This is a genomic window from Micromonospora globbae, assembly GCF_003610785.1.
Lineage (GTDB): Bacteria > Actinomycetota > Actinomycetes > Mycobacteriales > Micromonosporaceae > Micromonospora > Micromonospora globbae.
In genome coordinates, this window is the sequence record NZ_RAQQ01000092.1 from 1 (window position 1) to 1,418 (window position 1,418).

The 1,418-nt window shown below is 68.3% G+C and carries 1 protein-coding gene; it reads right to left on the reverse strand.

Annotated features, from left to right (window positions below):
* Nucleotides 1–55 precede the first annotated feature (55 nt).
* Nucleotides 56–1,300, reverse strand: coding sequence for an IS256 family transposase (locus tag D7I43_RS32425; RefSeq protein WP_101409309.1), 1,245 nt, complete (start codon nt 1,298–1,300; stop codon nt 56–58).
* Nucleotides 1,301–1,418 lie beyond the last annotated feature (118 nt).

A 1,418-nucleotide genomic window follows, 5' to 3' on the forward strand; every position in this document is an offset into this window, starting at 1 on the left:
GGTCGCGTCCGCGCTGGTGGTGTAGGAGACGGCCATCGCGGGATCCGGTTTGATGTTATGCGGCGATCGGGGTGGGGTCGGTCTGGTCGGTGTCGTGTTGGCTGGTGTCGATCGTGACCATGCGGGCTTTGGCGAGGAGTTCCAGGCCCATGTAGCGGCGGCCTTCGGTCCACTCGTCGGTCTGCTCGGCCAGGACGGCGCCGACGAGGCGGATGATCGACGGCCGGTTGGGGAAGATCCCGACGACGTCGGTGCGGCGGCGGATCTCCTTGTTCAGCCGTTCCTGCGGGTTGTTCGACCAGATCTGGCGCCAGATCTCGCGGGGAAAGCCGGTGAACGCCAGGAGATCGTCGCGGGCGGCGTCGAGGTGTTCGGCGGCGGCCGGGAACTTCGCCTCGATCGTGGCCACGACCCGGTCGAACTGGGCGCGGACGGCGTCGGCGTCGGGCTGGTCGAAGATCGTGCGCACCAAGGTGGCGATCCACGGCTGCGCCGATTTGGGCACCTTCGTCAGCAGGTTGCGCAGGTAGTGGGTCCGGCACCGCTGCCACGACGCCCCGGGCAGAGCCGCGCCGATGGCGGCCACGAGGCCGGCGTGGGCGTCGGAGATGACCAGACGCACCCCGGTCAGACCACGGGCGGTCAGGCTGCGCAGGAACGCCAGCCAGCCGGCGCCGTCCTCATCCGAGGCCACGTCCAGGCCCAACACCTCACGCTGGCCGTCGGCGTTGACGCCCACGGCGATCAGCGCGTGGACGTTGACGGTGCGGCCGTGCTCTCGGACCTTCATCGTGAGCGCGTCCATCCACACGAACGTGTAGTGGGCGGCGTCGAGGGGCCGGTTGCGGAACGCCTCAACCTGGACGTCCAGGTGCGCTGCCATCTCCGAGACCTGCGACTTCGACAACTGCCGGATGCCGAGCTGCTCGACCAGCTTCTCCACCCGCCGCGTCGACACCCCGAGCAGGTAGGAAGTGGCCACGACCGACACCAACGCCTGTTCGGCCCGCCGCCGGTGAGTCAGCAGCCAGTCCGGGAAGTAACTGCCCTGCCGCAGCTTCGGGATCGCCAGGTCGATCGTCCCGGCGCGGGTGTCCCACTCCCGCGGCCGGTAGCCGTTGCGGGAGTTGACCCGCTCGTCGCTGCGCTGCCCATAACCAGCACCGCAGATCGCGTCGGCCTCGGCGGACATCACCGCCTGCGCGAACGTCTTGATCATCGCCTGCAACAGATCCGGCGACGCGCCCGCGATCTGCTCGCACAGCAGCTCAACAGGGTTCACACTCTCAGATGCGGCCATCGCGCATCACTCTCCTTCACTGGGCTTAGCCGTCTCGAAGGATCGCGCGGTGGCCGTCTCCTATCTACCCAACACGCCCATCACGGGCAAGTCGTACACCACTTCCGTGGACGCAACC

Excerpts from the sequence above, each read along its gene's own strand:
- D7I43_RS32425 (WP_101409309.1), bottom strand. The coding sequence starts at position 1,300 with ATGGCCGCATCTGAGAGTGTGAACCCTGTTGAGCTGCTGTGCGAGCAG.